This is a genomic window from Streptomyces sp. CC208A (genome assembly GCF_030010625.1).
Classification (GTDB): Bacteria; Actinomycetota; Actinomycetes; order Streptomycetales; family Streptomycetaceae; genus Streptomyces.
In genome coordinates this window covers 39,250-60,162 of sequence record NZ_JASCXN010000041.1, presented here as the reverse complement: position 1 = coordinate 60,162, position 20,913 = coordinate 39,250, and the positions used below count along the sequence as shown (strand labels likewise).

19 protein-coding genes are annotated in these 20,913 nt (G+C 72.2%); 9 read left to right on the top strand and 10 right to left on the bottom strand.

The window, feature by feature from the left end:
• Nucleotides 1-24 precede the first annotated feature (24 nt).
• Both QK442_RS31655 and QK442_RS31650 read right to left on the bottom strand, forming a co-directional pair.
• On the bottom strand, nt 25-678 hold the full coding sequence (locus tag QK442_RS31655) for a response regulator transcription factor (RefSeq protein ID WP_282697541.1): 654 nt from the start codon (nt 676-678) through the stop codon (nt 25-27).
• Entirely contained in the window at nt 560-1,903 is a 1,344-nt protein-coding gene (locus QK442_RS31650) for a histidine kinase (RefSeq protein WP_282697537.1), read from the bottom strand. Before QK442_RS31650 ends, QK442_RS31655 begins: the two co-directional genes overlap by 119 nt.
• A 424-nt stretch (nt 1,904-2,327) precedes the next feature.
• Here QK442_RS31650 and QK442_RS31645 point away from each other — a divergent pair, with 424 nt between their 5' ends.
• A complete protein-coding gene (locus tag QK442_RS31645) occupies nt 2,328-4,565 on the top strand; it encodes an MMPL family transporter (RefSeq protein ID WP_282697536.1) in 2,238 nt (745 codons plus the stop codon).
• On the opposite strand, the gene QK442_RS31640 is transcribed toward QK442_RS31645, so the two are convergent.
• Nucleotides 4,498-5,157 carry a type III effector protein gene (locus QK442_RS31640; RefSeq protein ID WP_282697540.1) on the bottom strand — a complete coding sequence of 220 codons (660 nt, stop codon included), beginning with the start codon at nt 5,155-5,157 and terminating at the stop codon, nt 4,498-4,500. The genes QK442_RS31645 and QK442_RS31640 overlap by 68 nt on opposite strands.
• Before the next feature lie 173 nt (nt 5,158-5,330).
• Between QK442_RS31640 and QK442_RS31635 the strand changes: the two genes are divergently transcribed.
• The 4 genes from QK442_RS31635 to QK442_RS31620 all read left to right on the top strand — a co-directional run bounded on the left by QK442_RS31635 (nt 5,331) and on the right by QK442_RS31620 (nt 7,288).
• A complete protein-coding gene (locus QK442_RS31635; RefSeq protein WP_282697535.1) occupies nt 5,331-5,768 on the top strand; it encodes an Hsp20/alpha crystallin family protein in 438 nt (145 codons plus the stop codon).
• A 119-nt stretch (nt 5,769-5,887) separates the two neighbouring features.
• Nucleotides 5,888-6,286 (top strand): DUF2267 domain-containing protein, encoded by a 399-nt coding sequence (locus tag QK442_RS31630; RefSeq protein WP_282697534.1) that lies wholly within the window; start codon nt 5,888-5,890, stop codon nt 6,284-6,286.
• A gap of 81 nt (nt 6,287-6,367) precedes the next feature.
• Complete coding sequence (locus tag QK442_RS31625) at nt 6,368-6,868, top strand: DUF2267 domain-containing protein (protein ID WP_282697533.1); 501 nt, start codon at nt 6,368-6,370, stop codon at nt 6,866-6,868.
• Nucleotides 6,869-6,997: 129 nt separating this feature from the next.
• On the top strand, nt 6,998-7,288 hold the full coding sequence (locus QK442_RS31620) for a hypothetical protein (protein WP_282697532.1): 291 nt from the start codon (nt 6,998-7,000) through the stop codon (nt 7,286-7,288).
• A gap of 32 nt (nt 7,289-7,320) precedes the next feature.
• Here QK442_RS31620 and QK442_RS31615 read toward each other — a convergent pair whose 3' ends face one another.
• From QK442_RS31615 to QK442_RS31600, 4 genes are read right to left on the bottom strand one after another with little or no spacing between them, the layout of a single operon-like run.
• Entirely contained in the window at nt 7,321-9,711 is a 2,391-nt protein-coding gene (locus QK442_RS31615) for a glycoside hydrolase family 3 N-terminal domain-containing protein (RefSeq protein WP_282697531.1), read from the bottom strand.
• Entirely contained in the window at nt 9,708-10,526 is an 819-nt protein-coding gene (locus QK442_RS31610) for a carbohydrate ABC transporter permease (protein WP_282697530.1), read from the bottom strand. The genes QK442_RS31615 and QK442_RS31610 overlap by 4 nt, the downstream gene beginning before the upstream one ends.
• Entirely contained in the window at nt 10,526-11,473 is a 948-nt protein-coding gene (locus QK442_RS31605) for a sugar ABC transporter permease (RefSeq protein WP_282697529.1), read from the bottom strand. Before QK442_RS31605 ends, QK442_RS31610 begins: the two co-directional genes overlap by 1 nt.
• 18 nt (nt 11,474-11,491) lie before the next feature.
• Complete coding sequence (locus tag QK442_RS31600) at nt 11,492-12,796, bottom strand: extracellular solute-binding protein (RefSeq protein WP_282697528.1); 1,305 nt, start codon at nt 12,794-12,796, stop codon at nt 11,492-11,494.
• A 158-nt stretch (nt 12,797-12,954) separates the two neighbouring features.
• On the opposite strand from QK442_RS31600, the gene QK442_RS31595 reads away from it, so the two are divergent.
• Nucleotides 12,955-14,001 carry a LacI family DNA-binding transcriptional regulator gene (locus tag QK442_RS31595; protein WP_282697527.1) on the top strand — a complete coding sequence of 349 codons (1,047 nt, stop codon included), beginning with the start codon at nt 12,955-12,957 and terminating at the stop codon, nt 13,999-14,001.
• Nucleotides 14,002-14,118: 117 nt separating this feature from the next.
• On the opposite strand, the gene QK442_RS31590 is transcribed toward QK442_RS31595, so the two are convergent.
• Nucleotides 14,119-14,772 carry a CoA transferase subunit B gene (locus QK442_RS31590; RefSeq protein ID WP_282697526.1) on the bottom strand — a complete coding sequence of 218 codons (654 nt, stop codon included), beginning with the start codon at nt 14,770-14,772 and terminating at the stop codon, nt 14,119-14,121.
• Nucleotides 14,772-15,551, bottom strand: coding sequence for a CoA transferase subunit A (locus QK442_RS31585; protein WP_282697525.1), 780 nt, complete (start codon nt 15,549-15,551; stop codon nt 14,772-14,774). Before QK442_RS31585 ends, QK442_RS31590 begins: the two co-directional genes overlap by 1 nt.
• Nucleotides 15,552-15,873: 322 nt before the next feature.
• On the opposite strand from QK442_RS31585, the gene QK442_RS31580 reads away from it, so the two are divergent.
• Together QK442_RS31580 and QK442_RS31575 are read left to right on the top strand one after the other, a co-directional pair.
• Nucleotides 15,874-17,325 (top strand): tannase/feruloyl esterase family alpha/beta hydrolase, encoded by a 1,452-nt coding sequence (locus QK442_RS31580; RefSeq protein WP_282697524.1) that lies wholly within the window; start codon nt 15,874-15,876, stop codon nt 17,323-17,325.
• A gap of 135 nt (nt 17,326-17,460) precedes the next feature.
• Entirely contained in the window at nt 17,461-18,255 is a 795-nt protein-coding gene (locus tag QK442_RS31575; protein WP_282697523.1) for a 3-hydroxybutyrate dehydrogenase, read from the top strand.
• A gap of 721 nt (nt 18,256-18,976) precedes the next feature.
• Here the strand turns inward: QK442_RS31575 and QK442_RS31570 are convergent.
• Nucleotides 18,977-19,966, bottom strand: coding sequence for an NUDIX domain-containing protein (locus QK442_RS31570; RefSeq protein WP_282697522.1), 990 nt, complete (start codon nt 19,964-19,966; stop codon nt 18,977-18,979).
• A 513-nt stretch (nt 19,967-20,479) separates the two neighbouring features.
• Here QK442_RS31570 and QK442_RS31565 point away from each other — a divergent pair.
• Complete coding sequence (locus tag QK442_RS31565; protein WP_282697521.1) at nt 20,480-20,839, top strand: hypothetical protein; 360 nt, start codon at nt 20,480-20,482, stop codon at nt 20,837-20,839.
• The last annotated feature ends 74 nt before the right edge of the window (nt 20,840-20,913 follow it).

Below are 20,913 nucleotides of genomic sequence, written 5' to 3'. Positions count from 1 at the left end.
TGCCTCATACGGTATGAGCAGGGATCACGCCTCCCGGCGGACCGTCACCAGGCCCGTCTCGTATGCGGCGATGACCGCCTGGGCGCGGTCGCGGACTCCGAGTTCGGCGAAGAGGCCGGTGATGTGGTTCTTCACGGTGGAGGCGCTCACACCGAGCCGAGTGGCTATCTCCGTGTTGTCCAGGCCGCAGGCGATCAGCCGCCACACCTCCCGCTCGCGCGGGGTGAGGCCGTCGGTGCCGGAAGGCGCCGGGGGCGTCGGCCGGTGGGCGGGGGCTGTGACGTGCGCGGAGATGAGACGGGTCAGGAGCCGCGAGGCGAGGATGGCCTCGCCGTCGCGGACCACGTGCAGGGCAGCGACGAGGTCCTCGGGTGAGATGTCCTTGGGGAGGAAGCCGCAGGCGCCGGCGCGCAGGGCGGCCACGACGTGCTCGTCCATGTCGAAGGTGCTCAGGGCCAGGACACGGCAGCCGGGCAGTTCGACGGTGAGGCGCTCGGTGGCGGCGATGCCGTCGAGGACCGGCATGCGGATGTCCATGATGACCACGTCGGGCCGGCACTCATGGGCGAGGCGCACCGCCTCTGCGCCGTCGGCGGCCTCGGCGACGACCTTGAAGCCCGGCTCCGGAGCGAGCATCAGCGCGAGGCCGCGGCGGACCAGGGGCTGGTCGTCGGCGATGAGGACCTTCACGGGCGCGTTCACGCGTACGTCTCCTGGCGACCGGTGGGGCGATCGGTGGGCAGGGGCAGACGGGCGCGGACGGTGAAGCCTCCGTCCTCCGGTCCGGCGTGCAGGGTGCCGCCGTGGAGGGCGACACGTTCGCGCATCCCATGAGCCCGTAGCCCGAGCCGCGCATGGCGGGACGACCGGGGCGTGGACCGTCGTCGGTGACGTCGACCCGTACCTCGTGAGCCGTGTAGCTGAGCCGTACGTCGACCCGCGCGCCGTGGCCGGCGTGCTTGCGGGCGTTGGTGAGGGCTTCCTGGACGATGCGGAAGACGGCGAGCGCGACGCTGGGCGGCAGCGTCCGAGGCTCGCCGTCGGTGGTGAGGGTGGTGGGGAGGCCGGCGCGGCGACTGTCCTCGACGATGCGGTCGAGGTCGTCGACGCCGGGCTGCGGGGCTGTTGCCTCGCCCTCGTCGCCCTCGCCGCTCTCGTCGTCGGCACGCAGCACGTCGAGCAGATGACGCATCTCGTGCAGGGCGGTGCGGCCGGAACCCTCCAGGTCGACGAGCGCCTCGCGGGCCGTCTCGGGGGAACGTTCGAGGTTGGCGCGGGCACCTCCGGCGAGCAGCTGCATCGTAGTCAGGTGATGGGCGACGATGTCGTGCAACTCGTGGGCGATGCGGCGCCGTTCCTCGGCGACGGCGCGGTCGGCGAGGAGCCGCCGGTGGGTCTCGGCGTTGCGCTGCCAGCGGTTGACGGCGACGGCGGCACCGGCCACGAACAGCGCGGACGTGAGGTTGGCGACGAACTCGAGCAGGGACGGCGCGGGCAGCCCCGGGTGGACGAACTGGAGCACCGTGACGCAGCCGGCGACGGCCGCCGTACCGACCGCGGCACGGTGGTGGCGTACGACGGTGAAGAGCGCGACGACGGTGGCGGCACCGTAGTGCTGGCCGACGGCACTGAACCAGTTGAGCGACAGGTTCACCACCAGGACGCCCCCGAGGACGCCCAGTGGCGCGCGGCGGCGGGCCAGCAGGAACAGGGAGGCGGCGACCGCGATCAGGCAGCCGGCCACCGGCACCTGCCCCTGGTCCATCTGACTGGTGACGGTGAAACCGACGAGGTCGACAGCCGCGGCGCCGACGGCGACGAGCCCGTCGTGCCGGCTCCACAGCCGGAACCCCTCGTCCCGGCTCCCCGTGCCGGGGCGCGTCCCGTCCGTGCGCCGTCCCATGTCCGCCCCCCTTGTGCGTGTCCACGCTTCCTCTGAGACCGCCTCAGACGCCTTCTCCCCGACCGCTCCGGAGACCGCGGTCGCCGCCGCCCCTGAGACCGCGGTCACGGCCGGACGACCCGCGGTTCGGCCCCTCCCGCGCGTCCCATTGTGGCAGCGCGCCGGAGGCACGCCGTCGGGACCGGGAGCGAGCCGGGAGTAGGAGCAGGCTCCCAGAGGCTGGGCGGTTCGGGGCCGTGCTCCCAGACGGTTTCTCGTTCCCCGCTCCGAGGTGCGGGCCGGGCGCCGCTGATGTGCTGGACAGGTGCCGGAGTCACCCGGCACGGGGCGCAGCCGCCCGGTCTCCGCGGCGTCGCGGCCACGCTCCCTCGTACTCGTCTCCCTCGTGCTCGTCCCGGAGGCGTGCTTGTTCCGGAGGACTCCTGTGATCCGTGCCCTGACCGGATTCTCGACCCGCAGACCCTGGTGGGTCATCGCCGTGTGGGCGGTGGTCGGCATCTTCCTGTCCCTCCTGGGCCAGGTGCTCGTCTTCCGCGTGACACAGACCGACAGCGCCGGATTCCTGCCCCCGGAGTACGACGCGGCCGCGGCACTGCGCGTCGCCCGGCAGGAGTTCGGCGCGGAGCCCGACGCCGACGCGGTGACGGTGCTGGTGGCGCGGCGCGACGGCGAGCCGCTGAAGGCCGCGGACCGGCGGCGCGTGGACGAGGTGGCGCGCGAACTGAGCGCCACGCGCGTGGAGATGCCGCGGACGGACGACCGGATACCGGGGCTCTCCGCGGACTATTCCCAGGTTCCCCGCGTGACACCGGAGACGACCGCGCCCGACGGGTCGTTCGCGCTGCTCCGCGCACGCCTGCGGGGCAACTCCACCGACCCCGGCATGCACTCCCTGTACCGGTCCTTCCACGACCGCGCCCGGCAGGAGTTCGCCGAGGCCGGGCTGCGCACCGGGTTCACCGGCGGCCTGGCGGACACGGTGGACCGCGCCGACGCGGAGAAGACCACGCAGACGGTGGTGGGACTGGCCATGGCCGGACTGATCGTGCTGATCGGTGCCCTGGTGTTCCGCAGCGTCCTGGCCGCGTTCGTCCCGCTGCTCGCGGTGTCCGTGGTGGGTGGCACCGCCGTCGGCACGGTCGTGGGAGCGGCCCTGTCGGCCGGCTTCGACCTGGACCCGGGCACCCCGGGCATGATCGGCACCGTCCTGCTCGGCATCGGCGTCGACTACTTCCTCTTCCTCCTGTTCCGCTTCCGCGAGGAGCTGAGCCGCCGCCCGGCGGACGACCGTCGACTGGTGGCGGCGGACGTGGCCGGACGGGTGGGGACGGCGGTGACCTCGGCGGCGCTGACGATCGTGACGGCCTTCGCGACCCTGGGCGTGGCGTCCTTCGGACAGTTCCGGGTGCTCGGACCCTCCGTCGCCGTGTCGGTACTGGTGATGCTGGTGGCGAGCCTGACCCTGATGCCGGCGCTGCTGGCGGTGACCGGGCGGCGGATGTTCCGGCCGTCGCGGAGCCTGACGAAGGCCGGGCGCCCCGGCCTGGCAAGCCGTACGGGAGAACGGGTGGCACGCCGCCCGCTGGCGGTGCTCGTCGCGTCGGTCGCCCTCCTCGGCGCGCTCGCGGCCGGGGCGACGGGCGTCCGCATGGACTTCGGCACCGGCGGCACCTCGCGCGACACGACGGCGGCCGCGGCGACGGCCCGGGAGATCGCCGGAGCCCTGCCGCCGGGGGTGTCCGACCCGACGACGGTGTACGTCACCGCCGACGACGGCCGCCCCCTGGACACCGCCGCGCTGGGCGGTCTGCCCCGGGCGCTGGCCGGGGCGGACGGCGTGGGCAGGGTCGCCGACCCCGTGTTCAACGCCGACCGCACCGCCGCCCGGCTCGACGCGTACCTGACGGCGGACGCCCGGACGCAGCGCGCCCGAGACCTCGCGGCGGGGCCGGTGCGCCATGCCGTACGGGAAGCGGCGCCGGCCGGACTGACGGCCCATGTCGGCGGCACGGCGGCCGTGTTCGCCGACGTGGCGACGGCGGTCGACCGGGACCTGCGGACGGTGCTGCCGGTGGCGGCGGCCCTGATCGCGCTCATCCTGCTGGTCCTGCTGCGCAGCCTGGCGGCCCCGGTGGTCCTGATGCTCGCGGTCGGGCTGTGCTTCGCCGCGACGTTCGGCGCCTCCGCGCTGGTCTTCCAGCACCTGGGCGGCGAACCGGGCGTGAACGTCGTCCTGCCGCTGGTGCTCTTCCTCTTCGTGGTGGCCCTGGGCACCGACTACACCATCCTCATCGGCGACCGTCTGCGCGAGGAGACGGCCCGGGCCGCCTCGGCCCGCGTCGCGGTGGCCCGGGCGGTACGCCACACGGCGCCGGCCGTCGCCACGGCCGGCACGGTCCTCGCGGCCTCCTTCGGCGGCCTGTCGGTGAACGCGGAACCGTCCACCCGGCAGATCGGTCTCGCCACGGCGCTGGGCGTCCTCCTGTCCGCCTTCGTCCTGTCGCTCCTGCTGGTGCCGTCGGCCGCGGCGCTGCTGGGGCGGGCGATGTGGTGGCCGGTGCACCGGGAGCCGTACGCGTCCGCCACCGGGTCCGTCAGGGCTGCGGGGTGCCGGAGCGGCGCTGGTCGCTCTCGTCGCGGAGAGCCGTGGTGCGACGGGTGACGGTGTCCACGCGCTCGGCCAGGTCGGGAGGCAGGGGCGGGTGGGCGGTGCGGGCGCGGGTGAGGGGCTCCAGGAGGCGGGCCGGGTCGATGTCCGCGAGGGCCTCGCGGAGCTCGCGCCGCAGGGTGGCGGTGAGGGTGTCGAGGGCGGTGATCTGTCCGGCGAGCTGACGCAGGTCGGCGGCGTTGTCACGGGCCCAGCTCGTGACGGTCCGGTCGGCGGCGCGGCGGTCACGGGTGGCCTGGACGCGCTGCTCTCCGGTGGCGCCGGGGCGGCCGGGGCGGACGCGCAGATAGCGGCGCTCGGCCGCCTGCCTGCTGGTGACGCCGAGGGGCTGGGCGAGCTCGGCCCAGCTGGCGCCCGCCTCCCGGGCGGCCTCGATGAGGCCGGGCTCCCAGCCCGCGAGCTGCTCGCGCAGTTCGCGCAGGAGCAGGAGCGCGGAGAGCACCTCCTCGGAGGAGGCGCTCGGAGACGGGGCCGGGGCGCTCGCGGCCCGGGCCGCACGAATGGCCTCGTCGATCTCGGCGAGCGCCGCCAGAGCCGCGTGGAAGGTGACAGGGGCATCTCCACCCGCGGTGTCGCCGCCGGTCATGTCGCCGCCGGGAGCCTCGCCACCAGGCGTTTCGTCACCGGCCATAGAGCCACCCTCCCTCATGTCGTCTTTTCGTTGACGTCCTAGTTGTCGTCCATCCGTTGACATGTTACAACGGTGTCAGGTGAAGCGCATTGGCAACCACTGCCCTTGACCCGATGGAGGTGTTCACGATGTTGATGCGCACCGACCCGTTCCGTGAGCTCGACCGTCTGACGCAGCAGATGCTGGGCACGGCGACCGGCACATGGTCACGACCCACCGCCGTCCCGATGGACGCGTACCGCGAGGGCGACGAGTACGTGATCATGATGGATCTGCCGGGCGTCACCCCCGACGCGATCGACATCGACGTCGAACGGAACATGCTGACGGTGAAGGCCGAGCGCCGGCCGGCCCCGAAGAGCGACGACGTCCAGATGGAACTGTCCGAGCGTCCTCTCGGCGTCTTCTCCCGCCAGCTGATGCTGGCCGACACCCTCGACACCGAGAAGATCACGGCGGACTACACGGCGGGCGTCCTCACTCTCCGCATCCCGATCGCCGAGCGCGCCAAGCCCCGCAAGGTCACCATCAGCCAGGGCGACGACCGCAAGCAGATCGCCGGCTGAACCGGTGGCGGCCGGGAGCGGAGGGCGGCACCCTCTCTTCCTCCCCCTCCTACGCCCTCCGCTCCCCGCCACCCCGCATCCCCCGCCGAGGAACTCCCCTCGCGAAGGAAGGGGCCCCGATGAGACTGCGATGGCAGACGTTTCTCGACCGGGTGCAGGAACGCGGTGACTACGACACGCCGCAGGAGGCCGAACGCTCCTCCCGCGTCGTGCTCGCGCTCCTCGGCGCCCATCTGGTCGGCGACGTGCGGGCCGAGCTCGCCGCACGCCTCCCCGAGACCTTCGCCGTCATCCTGCTCAACCCGCTCCAGGCCGCCGAACCGCTCTCCCCGGAACGCTTCGTCAGCGCGACAGCCGCCTGGATCGAGGGAGCCACCGAACGGACGGCGGCCTGGGACGTCAGCGCCGTGCTCAGCGTCGTCGCCGACGAGGCAGGCGAGGAACTCACGGCCCGGATACTCCTCCAGCTCCCGCCCGGATACGACCTCCTCTTCGGCCGGCCCCACCTTCCCCGGTGAGCCCGGCACGTCATGTCGACACCTGTTCACTGCGCCCGGCCGCGACGGCCGGGCCCGAAGAGAACGGCGACCCGTACCGCCATGACCCTCCAGACCGAGACCACGACTCCCGTGTCCACGACCGCCGCGCCCACGACCCCCCGCGGCGCCGACTCCTACACCGGCCTCCTCGAACACGTCCGTTACGAGGGCGCCTACCCGACCCGTGAGCGCGCCGAGCAGACGGTCCGCTCCGTCCTCGCGGCGCTGGGGCGGCAACTCGTCGGTGACGAACGCGTCGAGCTCGCCGCCCGCCTCCCCTTCGAGGCGGCCCTGGTCCTCACCGCCCAGATCCCCGCCACCACCCCGCTCACCGGCTGGGAGTTCGTCAAGGACCTCGCCCAGCGCACCGGCGGCAGCCTGGCCACCACCCGCTGGGACGTCGGCGCGGTCCTCGCCCCCCTCTCCCGACTGGCCGGCCCCGACCTCACCGACCGCATCCTCAGGCAGCTCCCCTCCGGCTACGCCCTCCTCTTCGGCAAGGCCGAACTCCACCCGCCCCGGCGCACGACCCGCTCGGGCCGCACCCCTTCCGCTTCGTGAAGTGGATCGGAGAGAAGGGAAGAAGGAGGTGTCAAAGCATCAGAAACCTTTCTGAGCAGGGAGCTTCATGAGAACAGTCGGCCCGAAAGGACGTTGCCGCGGCGAGCCCCGGGCGCGACCATGGACACCATGGCCGACGAATACTGCGAAGTCATGTGTCTCCCGGTCTCCCAGTGCGACCACTGCCGGACGATGAACTCCCCGCTCCCACGGAGGGTGTACGTCACCAGAGGAGGCAGCGTCTACCACCGGACGCCCCACTGCGAAGGGCTCAAGGACGGCCAGCGGTACGCCCGTTGGAAGGGGCACGACACCCACGACGTCGAGTCCGTCCCGCGCGCCGACGTCCGCGCGCGACTCGGCGCCTGCGAGGTCTGCCGGCCGGATCTGCCACCGCCTGCCACCGGCCGACGGAGCTGAGCCCCCGGCGGCCGGAGCCGTACGGTCAGGATTCAGGACGAGGGCCGCGGCTCGACCGTGAACTCGGCGTGCCGGCGCCGGTGGTGGTCGACGGGGCGCGCCGGACCGGTGAGGGCGACCCGGGCGGTCAGCCGGGCGTCGGTGCTGGAGGCGGCGAAGCGGAGTTCCAGCTCTCCGGGCTCCACCGTCCGCCGGCCGTCGCGGCCGGTGAACGACGCGAGGTCCGCGGGGACGGTCACGTGGATCCGCCTGCTCTCGCCGGGGGGCAGGTCGACCCGTACGTATCCGATGAGTCTCTGCACGGGCTGGACGACGGAGGCGACCGGGTCGTGCAGGTACAGCTGGACGAGTTCGGTGCCGGGGCGGTCGCCGGTGTTGTGGACGGTGAGGGAGAGGCGGAACTCGCCGTCCGTCGGCGCCTCGGCCGCCTCCACGGTGAGGCCGGACCACGCGAAGGTCGTGTACGTCAGGCCGTGCCCGAAGGCGAAGGCGGGTGAGGGGTCGATGCTGGAGACCTCGCTGGCATGGCCGAGGCGGGCGGCCAGATAGGTGGACGGCTGGGCGCCGGGGTGCCTGGGCACACTGACGGGCAGCCGGCCGCTCGGCTCGGTCCGGCCGCTGAGGACCGAGGCGATGGCGCCGGTTCCCGCCTCGCCGGGGAAGAAGGTCTGGACGATGGCGGCGGCCTCGTCGGTGGCGCGGCCCAGGGTGTAGGGACGGCCGGCCAGCAGCACGGCCACGACCGGCGTACCGGTGTCGAGGAGGGCGTCCAGGAGCTGTTGCTGGGCACCGGGGAGGGTGAGGGACTGCGCGTCGCAGCCTTCGCCGCTGGTGCCCCGGCCGAACAGCCCGGCGCGGTCGCCGAGGGCCGCGATCACCAGGTCGGCGCCGCGGGCCAGCGCCACGGCCTGGGCGAAGCCCCCGGTCGCGGCGTCGTCGATGCCGGTGCCGGGCGCCACGGTGATCTCGGCGGCCGGGAACTCCACCGCGAGGGCCTCGCGCAGGGTCGGCAGGTCGACGCCGTGAGGGATGTCCGGGTGCTGTCGGCCGACGTGGACCGGGAAGGAGTAGCAGCCCAGAACGGCCGTCGGAACCTCCGCGTTCGGGCCGATCAGCGCGATGCGGCGGGGGCTTCGTGGGTCGAGCGGCAGGACGCCGTCGTTGCGCAGCAGGACGACGGCCCGCTCGGCGATCCGGGCGGCCAGCGCACGGTTGCGGTCCGGGTCCAGGTCGACCGTGCCCCGGAGCGTCTCCGGGCCGGCCGTGGTGTCGGCGCCCTCCAGCGCGGCGGGCACGGCGCTCCACCCCGGATCGAGCAGGCCCAGCTCGACCTTCTGTACCAGCACCCGGCGCACCGCCCGCTCCACCAGCTCCTCGGGCACCTCTCCCTTGGCGACGGCGTCGAGCAGGGGCGCGCCGAAGGTCTTGACCGTGGGCAGTTCCACGTCGACACCGGCGGCGAGCGCGGCCCCGGCCGCCTGGCCGAAGGTGGCGGCGACGCCGTGCAGGGTCTTGAGGAACGCGATGCCGAAGTAGTCCGCCACCACCGTCCCGGCGAACCCCCAGGCGTCGCGGAGCAGACCGGTCAGCAGCTCGCCGTCGGCGGCGGACGGGACGCCGTCGGTGTCGGTGTAGGCATGCATCACCGAGCGCACCCCGCCCTCCCGGACCGCCATCTCGAACGGCGGCAGGATCACATCGGCCAGCTCCCGCCGCCCCATGCCGACCGGGGCCAGATTGCGCCCGGCCCGGGAGGCCGAATAGCCGGCGAAGTGCTTGAGGGTGGCGACGACACCGGCCGACTCCAGGCCCTGGACATAGGCGGTGGCGATCGTCCCGACCAGGTACGGATCCTCGCCGATGGTCTCCTCCACCCGCCCCCACCGCGCATCGCGCACCACGTCGAGAACGGGCGCGAGCCCCTGGTGGACGCCGACCGCGCGCATGTCCCGGCCGATGGCCGCCGCCATCTCCCGTACCAGCTCCGGGTCGAAGGTCGCCCCCCACGACAGGGGGACCGGATACGCGGTGGCGCCCCAGGCCGCGAAACCCGCCAGGCACTCCTCGTGCGCCACCGCCGGGATGCCGAAGCGGTTCGCGGCGACGATCCGCTGCTGGGTCCGCATCAGGGACAGCGCGCCGAGGGCGGGGTCGACGGGAACCGTCCCGAAGGGGCGGGTCAGCTGACCGAGGCCGTCGGGAAGCAGGGCGTCGAGGTCGACGGGTTCTTCCATGTCGTGCTGGTGCGGGGCGACTTCGCCGCCCTCGTCGGAGGCGCCGACCCACACTCCGAAGAGCTGGGCGACCTTCTCCTCGATCGTCATCTCGCGGATCAGTGCGTCGACCCGGGCCTCCGCGCTCAGCGCGGTGTCGCGCCAGCGGGGGAGCGGGGCGGGAGACTGGGGGGCCACGTTCTCGGTCATTTTCCTCCGACTCCCATCAGCCCCTGGACCAGGGCGCGACGGGCGAACAGATAGACGAGCAGGATGGGGAGCATGGACAGGACGACGGCCGCGAGCAGGCCCGGGATGTCGACGCCGTGCTCGGTCTGGAAGTCGTACAGGCCCATGGTGATGACCTTGTTCCCCGAGGACTGGGTGAGCACCAGCGGGAACAGGAAGCCGTTCCACGCCTGGAGGGAGGAGAAGACGACGATCGTCGACAGGCCGCCCTTGGACAGAGGCAGCACCAGCCGGTGGAAGATTCGCCAGGAGGAGGCGCCGTCGACCGTCATCGCCTCGTACAGCTCGGGCGTGATGTCCCGCATGACGCCGGTCAGGATCAGCGCGCAGACCGGCATGGCGAAGGCGGCGGTCGGCAGGATGACGCCGATGAGGTTGTCGTAGAGACCGGCCTCGTTGATCAGGTAGAACATCGGGACGATCACGGCCTGGGAGGGGATGGCCAGGCCGAGCAGGAAGAGCCGGAAGACCCGGCCCGCGGCCCTGCCGTCGCTGCGGACGATCGCGTACGCGAGGGGCGGCACGAGCACCAGGACGATGCCCACCACGCAGACGGTGACGACGACCGTGTTGAGGAAGTACTGCGCGAAGCCTTCGTTCAGGTCGTTCACGTAGTTGTCGAGCGTGAAGTGCTCCGGGAAGCCGAGGGGGCCGTTCGCCGCGTACTCCGCCCGGGTCTGGAAGGTGGCGATCAGCATGACGTACAGCGGCAGGCCGACGACGAACAGCCAGACGAGCGAGCCGAGTCCGGCGAGGAGGTTGGGGCGCTCGCGCATCACACGCCCTCCATCGTGCTGCGCATCCTGTCGTAGCCACTCACCCGGACCATCACCAGCGAGACGCAGGTGGCGACGAGGACGAGGAGCAGGGCGATGGCGGAGGCGGCGCCGAAGTCGAAGCTCTTGAAGGCTTTTTGGTACATGTAGTAGGCGCTGTTCGTGGTGTCGGTGCCCGGCCCGCCCTGGGTGAGGATGAGGACGGTGTCGAAGGTCGTGAGCCCGCCGACCACCATCAGGACCGTCGAGGTCACGATGGTGTTGCGCAGCTGCGGCAGGGTGATGTGGAAGAACTGCCGGACCCTTCCGGCGCCGTCGATCTCCGCGGCCTGGTAGAGCACGTGGGGGACGGCCCGTGCGGCGCCCTGGTAGAGCAGGGTGTGCAGGGGAGTGAACTGCCAGGTGCTCACGAAGACGAGGACGCCGAGGGCGCTGGCCTGTACGCCGAAGAGGTTGCCGTCGCCGAACAGCCACCTGGCCTGGGAGGGCACGCCGAAGTTGGGGTCGAGCACGGCCCGCCACAGGACGGAGACGGCGGTGACGGAGAGCAGCAGCGGGACGAAGTAGATCGCCGAGAGGACGGCCCGGTTGCGCTGGTGGCCGGCGGCCCAGACGCCGAGCAGGATGCTGATCGGGGTCTGGACGACGACGCCGAGCACGGTGAGGAGCAGGCTCAGCCAGAGGCTCTTCACCATCACGGGGTCGTCGAGCAGCCTGCTCCAGTTCTCCAGGCCGGCGAACTCGGGCGAGCCGAGGCCGTTCCAGCGGGTGAAGGAGAGCACGACGACCAGGAGCAGGGGGACGAGGGCGAACAGGCCGAAGAAGACGGCGGCGGGCGCCGCCCAGACGAAGCCCGGGCGGCCCGCGCCGGTCCCGGGGCGGCCCGGCCGCCTCCGGGTCCCGGCCTTCTCCGTGCCGTCCACGGCGGGGGCTGTGGCAGTGGTCATGTCGGACGTTCCCGGTGGTCAGGCCGCGGGCAGACGCTGCATGGCGGCGATGAAGGCGTCGGTCCCCATCTGTCCGTTGAAGAACTGCTGGACCGCCTGGTGGAGGGTGGTCGTGGCGGCCGGCGGGAACGCCTGGTCCCAGGAGAGCTGGAAGGCCGGGGCCTTCTTCACCAGGTCGTACTGGTACGTCGAGTACTCCGGGTCGGCGGAAGTGCCGAGGAACTCCGGGGTGTTGGTGGTGGTCGGCAGGTTGCCGACGGAGAGCTGGGCCTTGACGAACTCGTCCGAGTACATGAGCTTCAGGAACTCGGCGACGGCCTCGGGGTGGTCGGTGCTCTTGAGGACGGAGTAGAAGTTGTTGGTGTTGCCGGCGAGGTTGGCCGGATCGCCCTTGCCGCCCTCGACGGCCGGGAAGGTGCCGTAGCCGAGGTCGTTCTTCACGAAGTCGGGGTAGGCGTCCTGGAGGGTGGAGTACTCCCAGGAACCCATGAGTTCGAAGGCGGCCTTTCCGGTGGCGAGCAGGGCGGGGGAGCCGCCGTCGGTGAACTTGACCGAGTCGTAGGTGGTGCCGAAGGCGCCGGTGTCGATCAGCTCCTTGAGCATGCCGAGGGCCTTCCTGCTGTCGGCGCTCGCCCAGACGTCCTTGTCGCCCTTGAGGGCCTTCGCGAAGAGCTCGGGTCCGGCCACCCGGTCGTAGACGTACTGGAACCACATCTGGGTGGGCCACTTGTCGCCGCCGCCCAGGGCGATCGGGGTGACGCCCTTCGCCTTCAGCGCCTTGACGGCGGCCAGGAGTTCGTCCCAGGTGCGCGGGGCGGTGACGCCCGCCTCCCGGAGCACCTTCTTGTTGCTGAAGAGCAGGACGGGCTGGGTGCCCCGCATGGGCACGCCGTAGGGCCTGCCGTCGACGACCGCGGTGTCGAAGACCGACGGCAGGAAGTTCGACTTCAGGCCAGGGTCCTTGGCGATGAAGTCGTCGAGCGGCATCAACAGGCCCGCGTCGACATAGGGCTTGATGCTGCCGCCGCCCCAGTTGAAGAAGACGTCGGGCGCCTGCTTGCCGCTGATGAGCGTCTGCAGCTTGGACTGGTAGTCGGCGCCGGGGACGGTGTCGAGGACCGCCTTCACCTTCGAGGTCTTGTTGAAGGTGTCGACGAGCTGCTTCTCGACCCTGTTCGTCGCGTCGCCGTACACCAGGACGTGGATCGTGTCCGAGTCGCCGGACGAGCCCCCGGAGCCGCCGCAGGCGGCGAGGGACAGGGTCATGGCCAGCGACGCCCCACCGACGACGACGGTTCTCAGCAGCCGAGCGTGTCGCTTCATCGCTTCAACGCCTCCCTTTCGAAAGTGTTTCGGTTGAATTATCGAAACTTGACGGGTCGGGACGCTAGGCTTCGGACCGTGAGGCGGTCAACCCTCCGGCCCCGCGTTATCGAAGCGTGACTCCGGGAGTGGGGGAGGGGCTGCCTTATGCTGCTCGGATGCGAGATGACGAGGAGAAGCAGCGGATCACGCTGGCGGAGGTGGCGCAGGAAGCGGGGGTGTCGCTTTCGACAGTTTCGAAAGTCCTCAACGGCCGCCAGGACGTCTCGCCGGGCACCCGCCGCAAGGTGGAGGCGCTCCTTGAGGCCCACGCGTACCGGAGGACCACCCGCGCGGCCCGCGAGGCGCCGCTGATCGAGCTCGTCTTCCACGAACTCGACAGCGTCTGGGCCATGGAGCTGATCCGGGGCGTGGAGAACCTCGCCAAAGCCCACCGGGCGAGCGTGGTGCTGACCGAGAGCGGCACCCGGCACGCCCCGGCGGCCGACTGGATCGAGGGCGCGCTGCAGCGCAGGCCGATCGGCGTCGTGCTCGTGTTCTCCTCGCTCCCGGACGCCGTCAAGCGGCAGCTCGCCGCCCGCTCGATCCCCTTCGTGATCATCGATCCGGCGGGCGACCCGGAACCGGACGTGCCCTCCGTGGGCTCGGCGAACTGGTCCGGCGGCGTCGCCGCCACCCGCCACCTCGTCGACCTCGGCCACCGGCGCATCGCCATCATCACGGGCCCCGAGGACGTCCTGTGCTCGCTCGCCCGCCTGGACGGCTACCGCTCGGCCCTGAACGTGGCCGGTCTGGAGAGCGACCCCGAACTGGTCCGCTTCGGCGACTTCCACGTCGACGGCGGGTACGCGCGCGCCCTGGAACTGCTGCGGCTGCCGGACCGGCCCACCGCGATCTTCGCCGGCAGCGACATCCAGGCGCTCGGGGTCATGGAGGCGGCCCGGGTCTGCGGACTGCGCGTCCCCGAGGACCTGTCCGTCGTCGGGTACGACGACGTGATGGTCGCCCGCTGGTCGAGCCCCGCCCTCACCACCGTCCACCAGCCGCTCCGTCAGATGGGCGAGGAGGCGGTGCAGATGCTGCTGCGCCTGCGGGCCGGCGAACCCTCGGTGACCCGCCTGGAACTCGCGACCAGCCTCGTCGTCAGGAACAGCACGGCCCCGCCGCCGGAGCACCCGGTGGCCGCCACGCCGCCGTTCCACTGACGTCGGCGACGCCCCACGCAGAAGGCCGGCGAGCGTCCCGAAACCTTTCGGAACGCTCACCGGCCCTGCGGCGGCGGTTCTTCTCTCCGGAGACGGAGCCCTTCTGGAGGCAGAGCCTTATGCCGCCGGACCGGCCGCCCGGGGCACGTGCAGCGGCGCCGCGGTGGCCGCGACGACCTCCTCGACGGTGACGCCGGGCGCCGTCTCGACCAGGACCAGCCCCCGGTCGGTGACGTCGAGGACGGCGAGGTCCGTGATGATCCGGTGGACACAGGCCCGGCCGGTCAGCGGCAGGGTGCACTCCGGGACGATCTTGGGAGTGCCGTCCTTGGCGGTGTGCTCCATGAGGACGACGACCCGTCCGGCGCCGTGGACGAGGTCCATGGCACCGCCCATGCCTTTGACCATCTTGCCGGGGATCATCCAGTTCGCGAGGTCGCCCGCGGCGGAGACCTGCATGGCGCCGAGGACGGCGGTGTCGATGTGGCCGCCGCGGATCATGCCGAAGGAGAGGGCGGAGTCGAAGAACGAGGCGCCGGGAAGGGTGGTGACGGTCTCCTTGCCGGCGTTGACGAGGTCGGCGTCGAGTTCCTCCTCGGTCGGGTACGGGCCCACGCCGAGGATGCCGTTCTCGGACTGGAGCACGACCTCGACGCCGGGCGGGAGGTGGTTGGGGACGAGCGTCGGGAGCCCGATGCCGAGGTTGACGTAACTGCCGTCGGTCAGCTCCAGGGCGGCACGGGCCGCCATCTGCTCGCGGGTGAGGGCCATCAGGCGTCGCCTTCCTGTCGGACGGTACGGCGCTCGACGCGCCGCTCGGCGGCGGGGTCGCCGGGCGTGACCCGGACCACGCGCTGGACGAAGACACCGGGCAGGTGGATCTCGTCGGGGTCGAGCTCGCCCGGTTCGACGAGGTGGTCGACCTCGGCGACGGTGATCCGTCCGGCCATCGCGGCCGGCGGGTTGAAGTTGCGGGCCGAGGAACGGAAGACGAGATTGCCGTGCCGGTCGCCGACGGTCGCACGGATCAGGGCGAAGTCGGTGGTGATGCCCTCCTCCAGCAGATACGGCCGCCCGCCGAACTCCCGGATCTCCTTCGGCGGGGACGCCACGGCGACCGAGCCTCCCCCGGACGCGTACCTCCACGGCAGGCCGCCCTCGCCGACCTGGGTACCGGTGCCCGCCGGGGTGTAGAAGGCGGGGATGCCCGCCCCGCCGGCCCGCAGCCGCTCGGCCAGCGTGCCCTGCGGGACCAGCTCGACCTCCAGCTCCCCGCTCAGGTACTGGCGGGCGAACTCCTTGTTCTCGCCCACGTACGAGCTCGTCATCCGGGCGATCTGTCCCGCGGCGAGCAGGAGCCCGAGGCCCCAGTCGTCCACCCCGCAGTTGTTCGAGACGATCCTCAGACCCTCCACCCCGCGCTGCCACAGCGCGTCGATCAGCGTCCCCGGGATTCCGCAGAGCCCGAAGCCGCCCACGGCGAGCGAGGCCCCGTCGGGGACGTCGGACACCGCCTCCGCCGCACTCGCGACCGTCTTGTCCAGACCCATACGGATCCCTTCCCTCGGGCAGCCGGATGACCGTGCTGGTCAGAGCCGGTGCCGGTACCAGCGACGAGCACGGAGCCTAGGCAGCGGGCGACGGGCGCAACCATGGCTGTCATCCCCACAGCACCCCCCACCGGCATGGCGATGACCACTGCCTCCGCAGCGGCCGGACGGCAGGTTCCAGCCATATGTTCCGGCCATCCGGCGGGATGGTGGCCCAACCCGTCGAAGAAGCACGGATGGTGGGCCGCACAGCCATGTCCGACGGCCGGCCGGCGCCATAGCCTCCCGCGGGTCCCCGTCCACGAACCCCGGAGGCACACCGATGCGCCCTCCCACCCTCCGTCCCTCACCCCGCCGCCGGCGGCGGAGCGCCCCCGCGGCACTCGCCCTGGCCGCCCTCACCCTCGCCCTCACCACCGCCCCCGCGACGGCGTCACCGTCCGCCCCCACAGGGCACTGCGCCGGCCTGGCCCACCTCCGCGTACCGGGCGCCGCACACCAGCGGACCGCCTGCCTCGACGAACTCACCACGGCCGGCACGGTCGCCTCCGGCCACACCGACCCCGCCGACTGGGCGGGGCTCACCCCCAAGGACCTGGCCGTCCCCAGCGGCGTCCCCGGCATCCAGATCGACGGCTACTTCCCCGACACCTCCACCACCAACACCAACCACGGCTGGAACCACGACGCCCAGTTCGTCCTCCGCCTGCCCGACCGCTGGAACGGAGGCCTGGTCGTCGCCGGCACCCCCGGCAACCGGGAGCAGTACGCCAACGACCGGGCCATCGCCGACTGGGTGCTCGCCCAGGGGTACGCGTACGCCGCCACCGACAAGGGCAACACCGGGCTCGCCTTCCACCGCGACGGGAAGACCCCGGGCGACGCCATCGCCGAGTGGAACGACCGGCTCACCCAGCTCACCCGTGCCGCCCGCGCCACGCTCGCCCAGCGCTACCACCGCCCGCCGGCCCGCACCCTCGTCACCGGCATGTCCAACGGCGGCTACCTGGTGCGCTGGCAGCTGGAGAACCACCCCGAGCTCTACGACGGCGGAGTCGACTGGGAGGGCACCCTCTGGCGCGCGGACGGCCCCACCCTGCTCGACTTCCTGCCGAGGGCGATGCGCGCCTACCCCGTGTACGCGGCGGGCGGAGAGGGCGCCGAGGCGGCACGGGAGGAGATGCACGCCGCCGGATTCCCGGCCGGGTCGGAGTTCCTGTGGCCGTACCACCACAAGGTCTACTGGGACCTCACCCAGCGCATCTACCGCGAGGAGCTGGACCCCGGCTACGACGGGGCGGTGGAGGCGGGCACGCCGTACTGCGCCCCGGGCACGCCCGGCTGCGACGCCGACTACGACTACGCAGCCCGGCCCGACGAGGTCCGGCGGGCCGTCGAGAAGATCGCGCTGACCGGACGCATCGGCAAACCCCTGCTGACCCTGCACGGCACCCTCGACGCCCTGCTGCCCATCGGCCGGGACTCCGACGTCTACGCGCGGATGGTGCGCGACGCGGGCCGCGGCCCGCTGCACCGCTACTACCGCATCGAGGGCGGCACCCACACCGACTCCCTCGTCGACGCGTTCCCGGACAGGCTCCGGCCGCTCACCCCGTGCCACCGCACCGCCTTCGCGGCCCTGGAGGACTGGCTCACGGCAGGACACCGGCCGCCCGCCTCGGGCACCGTCGCCCTGCCCGGCGGCCAGGACCCCGCGACCCTGGCCAACGCGTGCTCCCTGGACACGGAGAAGGACGCGGCCACCCGGCCCTGACCCGCAGCCGCCCGGTCCTCGCCTCCTCGCCCCCGCACGCCGTAGACCTATGGTGCTCCACGCCACGGATCCACCGCTCTTTGTGGTGGATCCATCCATGGGACAGACCTCCCGGTCTCCCTACTGTTTCCGGCCATGACGAACACATTTCCCACCCCGGACCGGCTGCCGTCACCCGCCGGCGCCACCGACCTGAGCGGGCGCACCGCTCTGGTGACGGGCGGCGGCAGCGGCATCGGCCGGGCCTGCGTGCTCACCCTGGCCCGGGCGGGGGCCGAGGTCCACGTGGTCGACCGGGACGGCGCGGCGGCGAACGCGGTGGCGGAAGAGGCCGGAGGCCGGGCGCACGTGGCCGACCTCGCCGACGGAGAAGCGATCGAACGCCTTCCGACGGAGGTCGACGTCCTCGTCAACAACGCCGGACTCCAGCACGTCGCCCCGCTCACGGAGTTCCCGCCGGACCGGTTCGAGCTGATCCAGAAGGTGATGGTCACCGCCCCGTTCCTGCTGATGCGCAGGACGCTGCCGCACATGTACGCCCGAGGCTGGGGCCGGATCGTCAACGTCTCCAGCGTCCACGGCCTGCGGGCCAGCGCCTACAAGTCCGCCTACGTCGCCGCCAAGCACGCCCTGGAGGGGCTGAGCAAGGTCGCCGCGATCGAAGGCGCCCCGCACGGCGTCACCAGCAACTGCGTGAACCCCGGCTACGTCCGTACCCCCCTGGTCGAGGGCCAGGTCCGCGACCAGGCCGCCGCCCACGGCATCAGCGAGGGCGACGTCCTGTCCGACGTGATGCTGGCCCGCTCGCCCGTCAAACGGCTCCTGGAGACCGAGGAGGTCGCCGCCGCCGTCCTGTGGCTCTGCGGCCCCCACTCCGGCTACCTGACGGGGACCTCCCTGCCGCTCGACGGCGGCTGGACCGCCGGCTGACCGGGCGCCCCCGCCCCGTCACCTTCGTTCCCCGCCCCGTCACTTCCGCTCCCCGCACACCCCCCTTCGCGTTCCACTCCCGTCCCGTCCGTTCGTGAAACCGGTGAACCCATGTCTGACACCACCACCCAGCCGAGAGGCGGCATCGGCCGCATCGTCGGAGCGAGCCTGATCGACACCACCGTCGAGTGGTACGACAACTCATTCGGGCAGGGCTAGGACCTGCGGTTTCTCGGCGGGGGGTAGGGCGAAGTCAGCACGGGACCAGCACGGGAATCGAGCGGTGCCGGTTCCGTGCGCTGAGGAGATGAAGGCCGCTGACCCGCACATAGGCGTGCGGCAGCAGCACCTCGCGGCGCACGTGGAGCAAGGTGTCCCGCAGCAGAGGGCGGTCAGGACGCCCGCGGAGATGAGGCGGTCGACCATGACGGCGCGCAGGCCGCTTGTCGCTGTGCGGAGGGCAAGGGACATGAGGGTCGTCCTTCGTGGGAGCGGAGGTGGGCATGGCGGTCAGGGCTTCGCGTACGCCGATGGCCAGGCGGGCGACCGCCTCACCGGGCTCGTCCGGATACGTCAGCAGGCCATGACGGCACAGGGCGCCGAGCAGCTCCCCGGCGAAGGGGAGGGATCCGAGGCCGGTGTCCGGCCGAGTCGCGACGCAGGCGGCCCCGCGGCCTGTCGGAACCGGCGGTGCACGAGGCGCCCACCGCACCGAACCCGGTCAACACCCCCACCCCAGCTCCGTATAAGCGCGTCCCGCCCGGATGCCCTCGATCGCGGCACGGGTGTAGGGGACGATCGGATCGGGCAGGCCCTCGGCGCTCCACCACTCCCACCGGACACACTTGTCCGGCTCCCGAAGCTCCGGTGCGCCCTCCCAGCCGCGGGCGCGGAAGTAGAGCTGGATCCGGGGCGGGTCCGCGGGCCGGTCTCTCATGTGCACGGTGTGGACGAGCTCGACGTCGGCCGGATCGATCACCAGCCCGGCCTCCTCGTACGCCTCCCGCACGAGGCACACGGTCGCGGCCTCCGCCTCGCAGTGGCCCGCCAGTACGTGCCAGGAGCCGCCGGCGTACGCCGAGTCCGGGTGCCGCAGCCCCAGCAGGACCCGGCCGTCTCGTTCCAGATAGAGGTGGACGCCGACCACGTTCAGCACCGTCCCGGACGGTGTCTCCGCCGACACGGGCCCTGCGACCGCCACCGGACTTTCGGCGGGAGCGGGGTGCTCGGCGGCGTGCCGCTCCAGCAGCGTCCTGGTCGACTGGAGCATCCTCATGCGAGGGAACTTCTCTGGCCGTACCCAGGCGAGCATGACGCCCTCGGTCAGCGGCAGTCGGTCCGGGTCGCCGTTCCATCGGGCACTGAACAGCTGGATCGACACGCGGGCGCCGTCAGTGCCGGTGACGTGCTCGACCGCGTACGGCTCCAGGTCGGCGACCGTGAGGTCGGCCTCCTCCCGGAGCTCGCGGACGACCGTGTCGAGCAGGGTGCGGTCCTGCGGTTCCCGGCCGCCGCCGAGCAGTGACCAGCACCCCGGCTCCCAGATGTCGGGCTTGTCGGCGTCCCGCAGATGCAGCAGGTACCGGCCCGCTCCGTCGTGGATGATCGCGGAGGCGTTCATCGGCACGATCACGCCGTCCGGCGCGGAGACCGGGACGGGTCCGGGCCGGGGCTCATCGGCCGGGGAAGGAAGAGGGGAGAAAGACTGCATCGTGGTCTCCGGGGGCGAGTGGGGGATGTCGAACAACTCAACGGCATGGGGCGGCGAAGCGAGCACACGTGATTCGGACGGCGTTCGACCCCAGGAAGCAGGTGAGAACCCGTTCGTGTGGTGTGCATCGATCCGTGCGGCACAGCGGCACCGGTCGGTGGCGCGGGTGGCCGAAACGCCGCTGGCGATATGCCGCGCCAGGTTGTCCGTGGTCCGGAGCGGGCTCGGGCGACGAGGGTGCACCCCATCGGGCGGTCCCGCTGCCGGGGAGCTGCTGGGCGAGCGTCCTTCGAACTCCTTGCACACCTCCACCGGTCGCCGACGAGGATCTTCCGCCGGAGATCGTCATGATGACGGGATGCGGCCTGCGCGATGGTGAGGCGCGGGCGGTGAACGTCGGCGACGTCGTGGCGCGGGACGTGCGATCCGTCCCATGAGGGGAGGGAAATCGGCCCGGGGAGCTGCTCTGCCTCAGGCGAACAGACCGTGTGGCGTGCGGCGGCAGGACGCGAGGTGCGCGGGACCGAAGCCGCGGGGCCCGCACTCGACGACCGGCAGCAGGCGCAGGTGGAGCTGGTAGGCCGGCCGGCGTGGGAAGGCTGGGCCGAAGTCGAGGCTTCCGCCCGCCTCTGTGCGGCCGGCGATGAGGTCGTTGTCCGGGCCGGGGTCGTCGCCGAAGGCGAGTGGGACCAGTTGGGCGGCCGGGTGTCCGAAACGGCCGTCCTCGGGTGCCAGGGAGTGCAGGCGTGCCGTGATCGCGCCCGGTTCACGGCGTGCCGCCGCCTCGGCCGGGCGGGTCAGGCGGTCGGCGGCCTTGTCCCACGTGGCGCACTCGACGACACCGAGAGGACGATGAACTCCATGTCGGCGTAAAGCATTCGGTGGGCATCGACGGCTTCGGCGGGGAACCGCGTCCAGGGTGGGGTCCGCAGGGACCCCACCCCGAC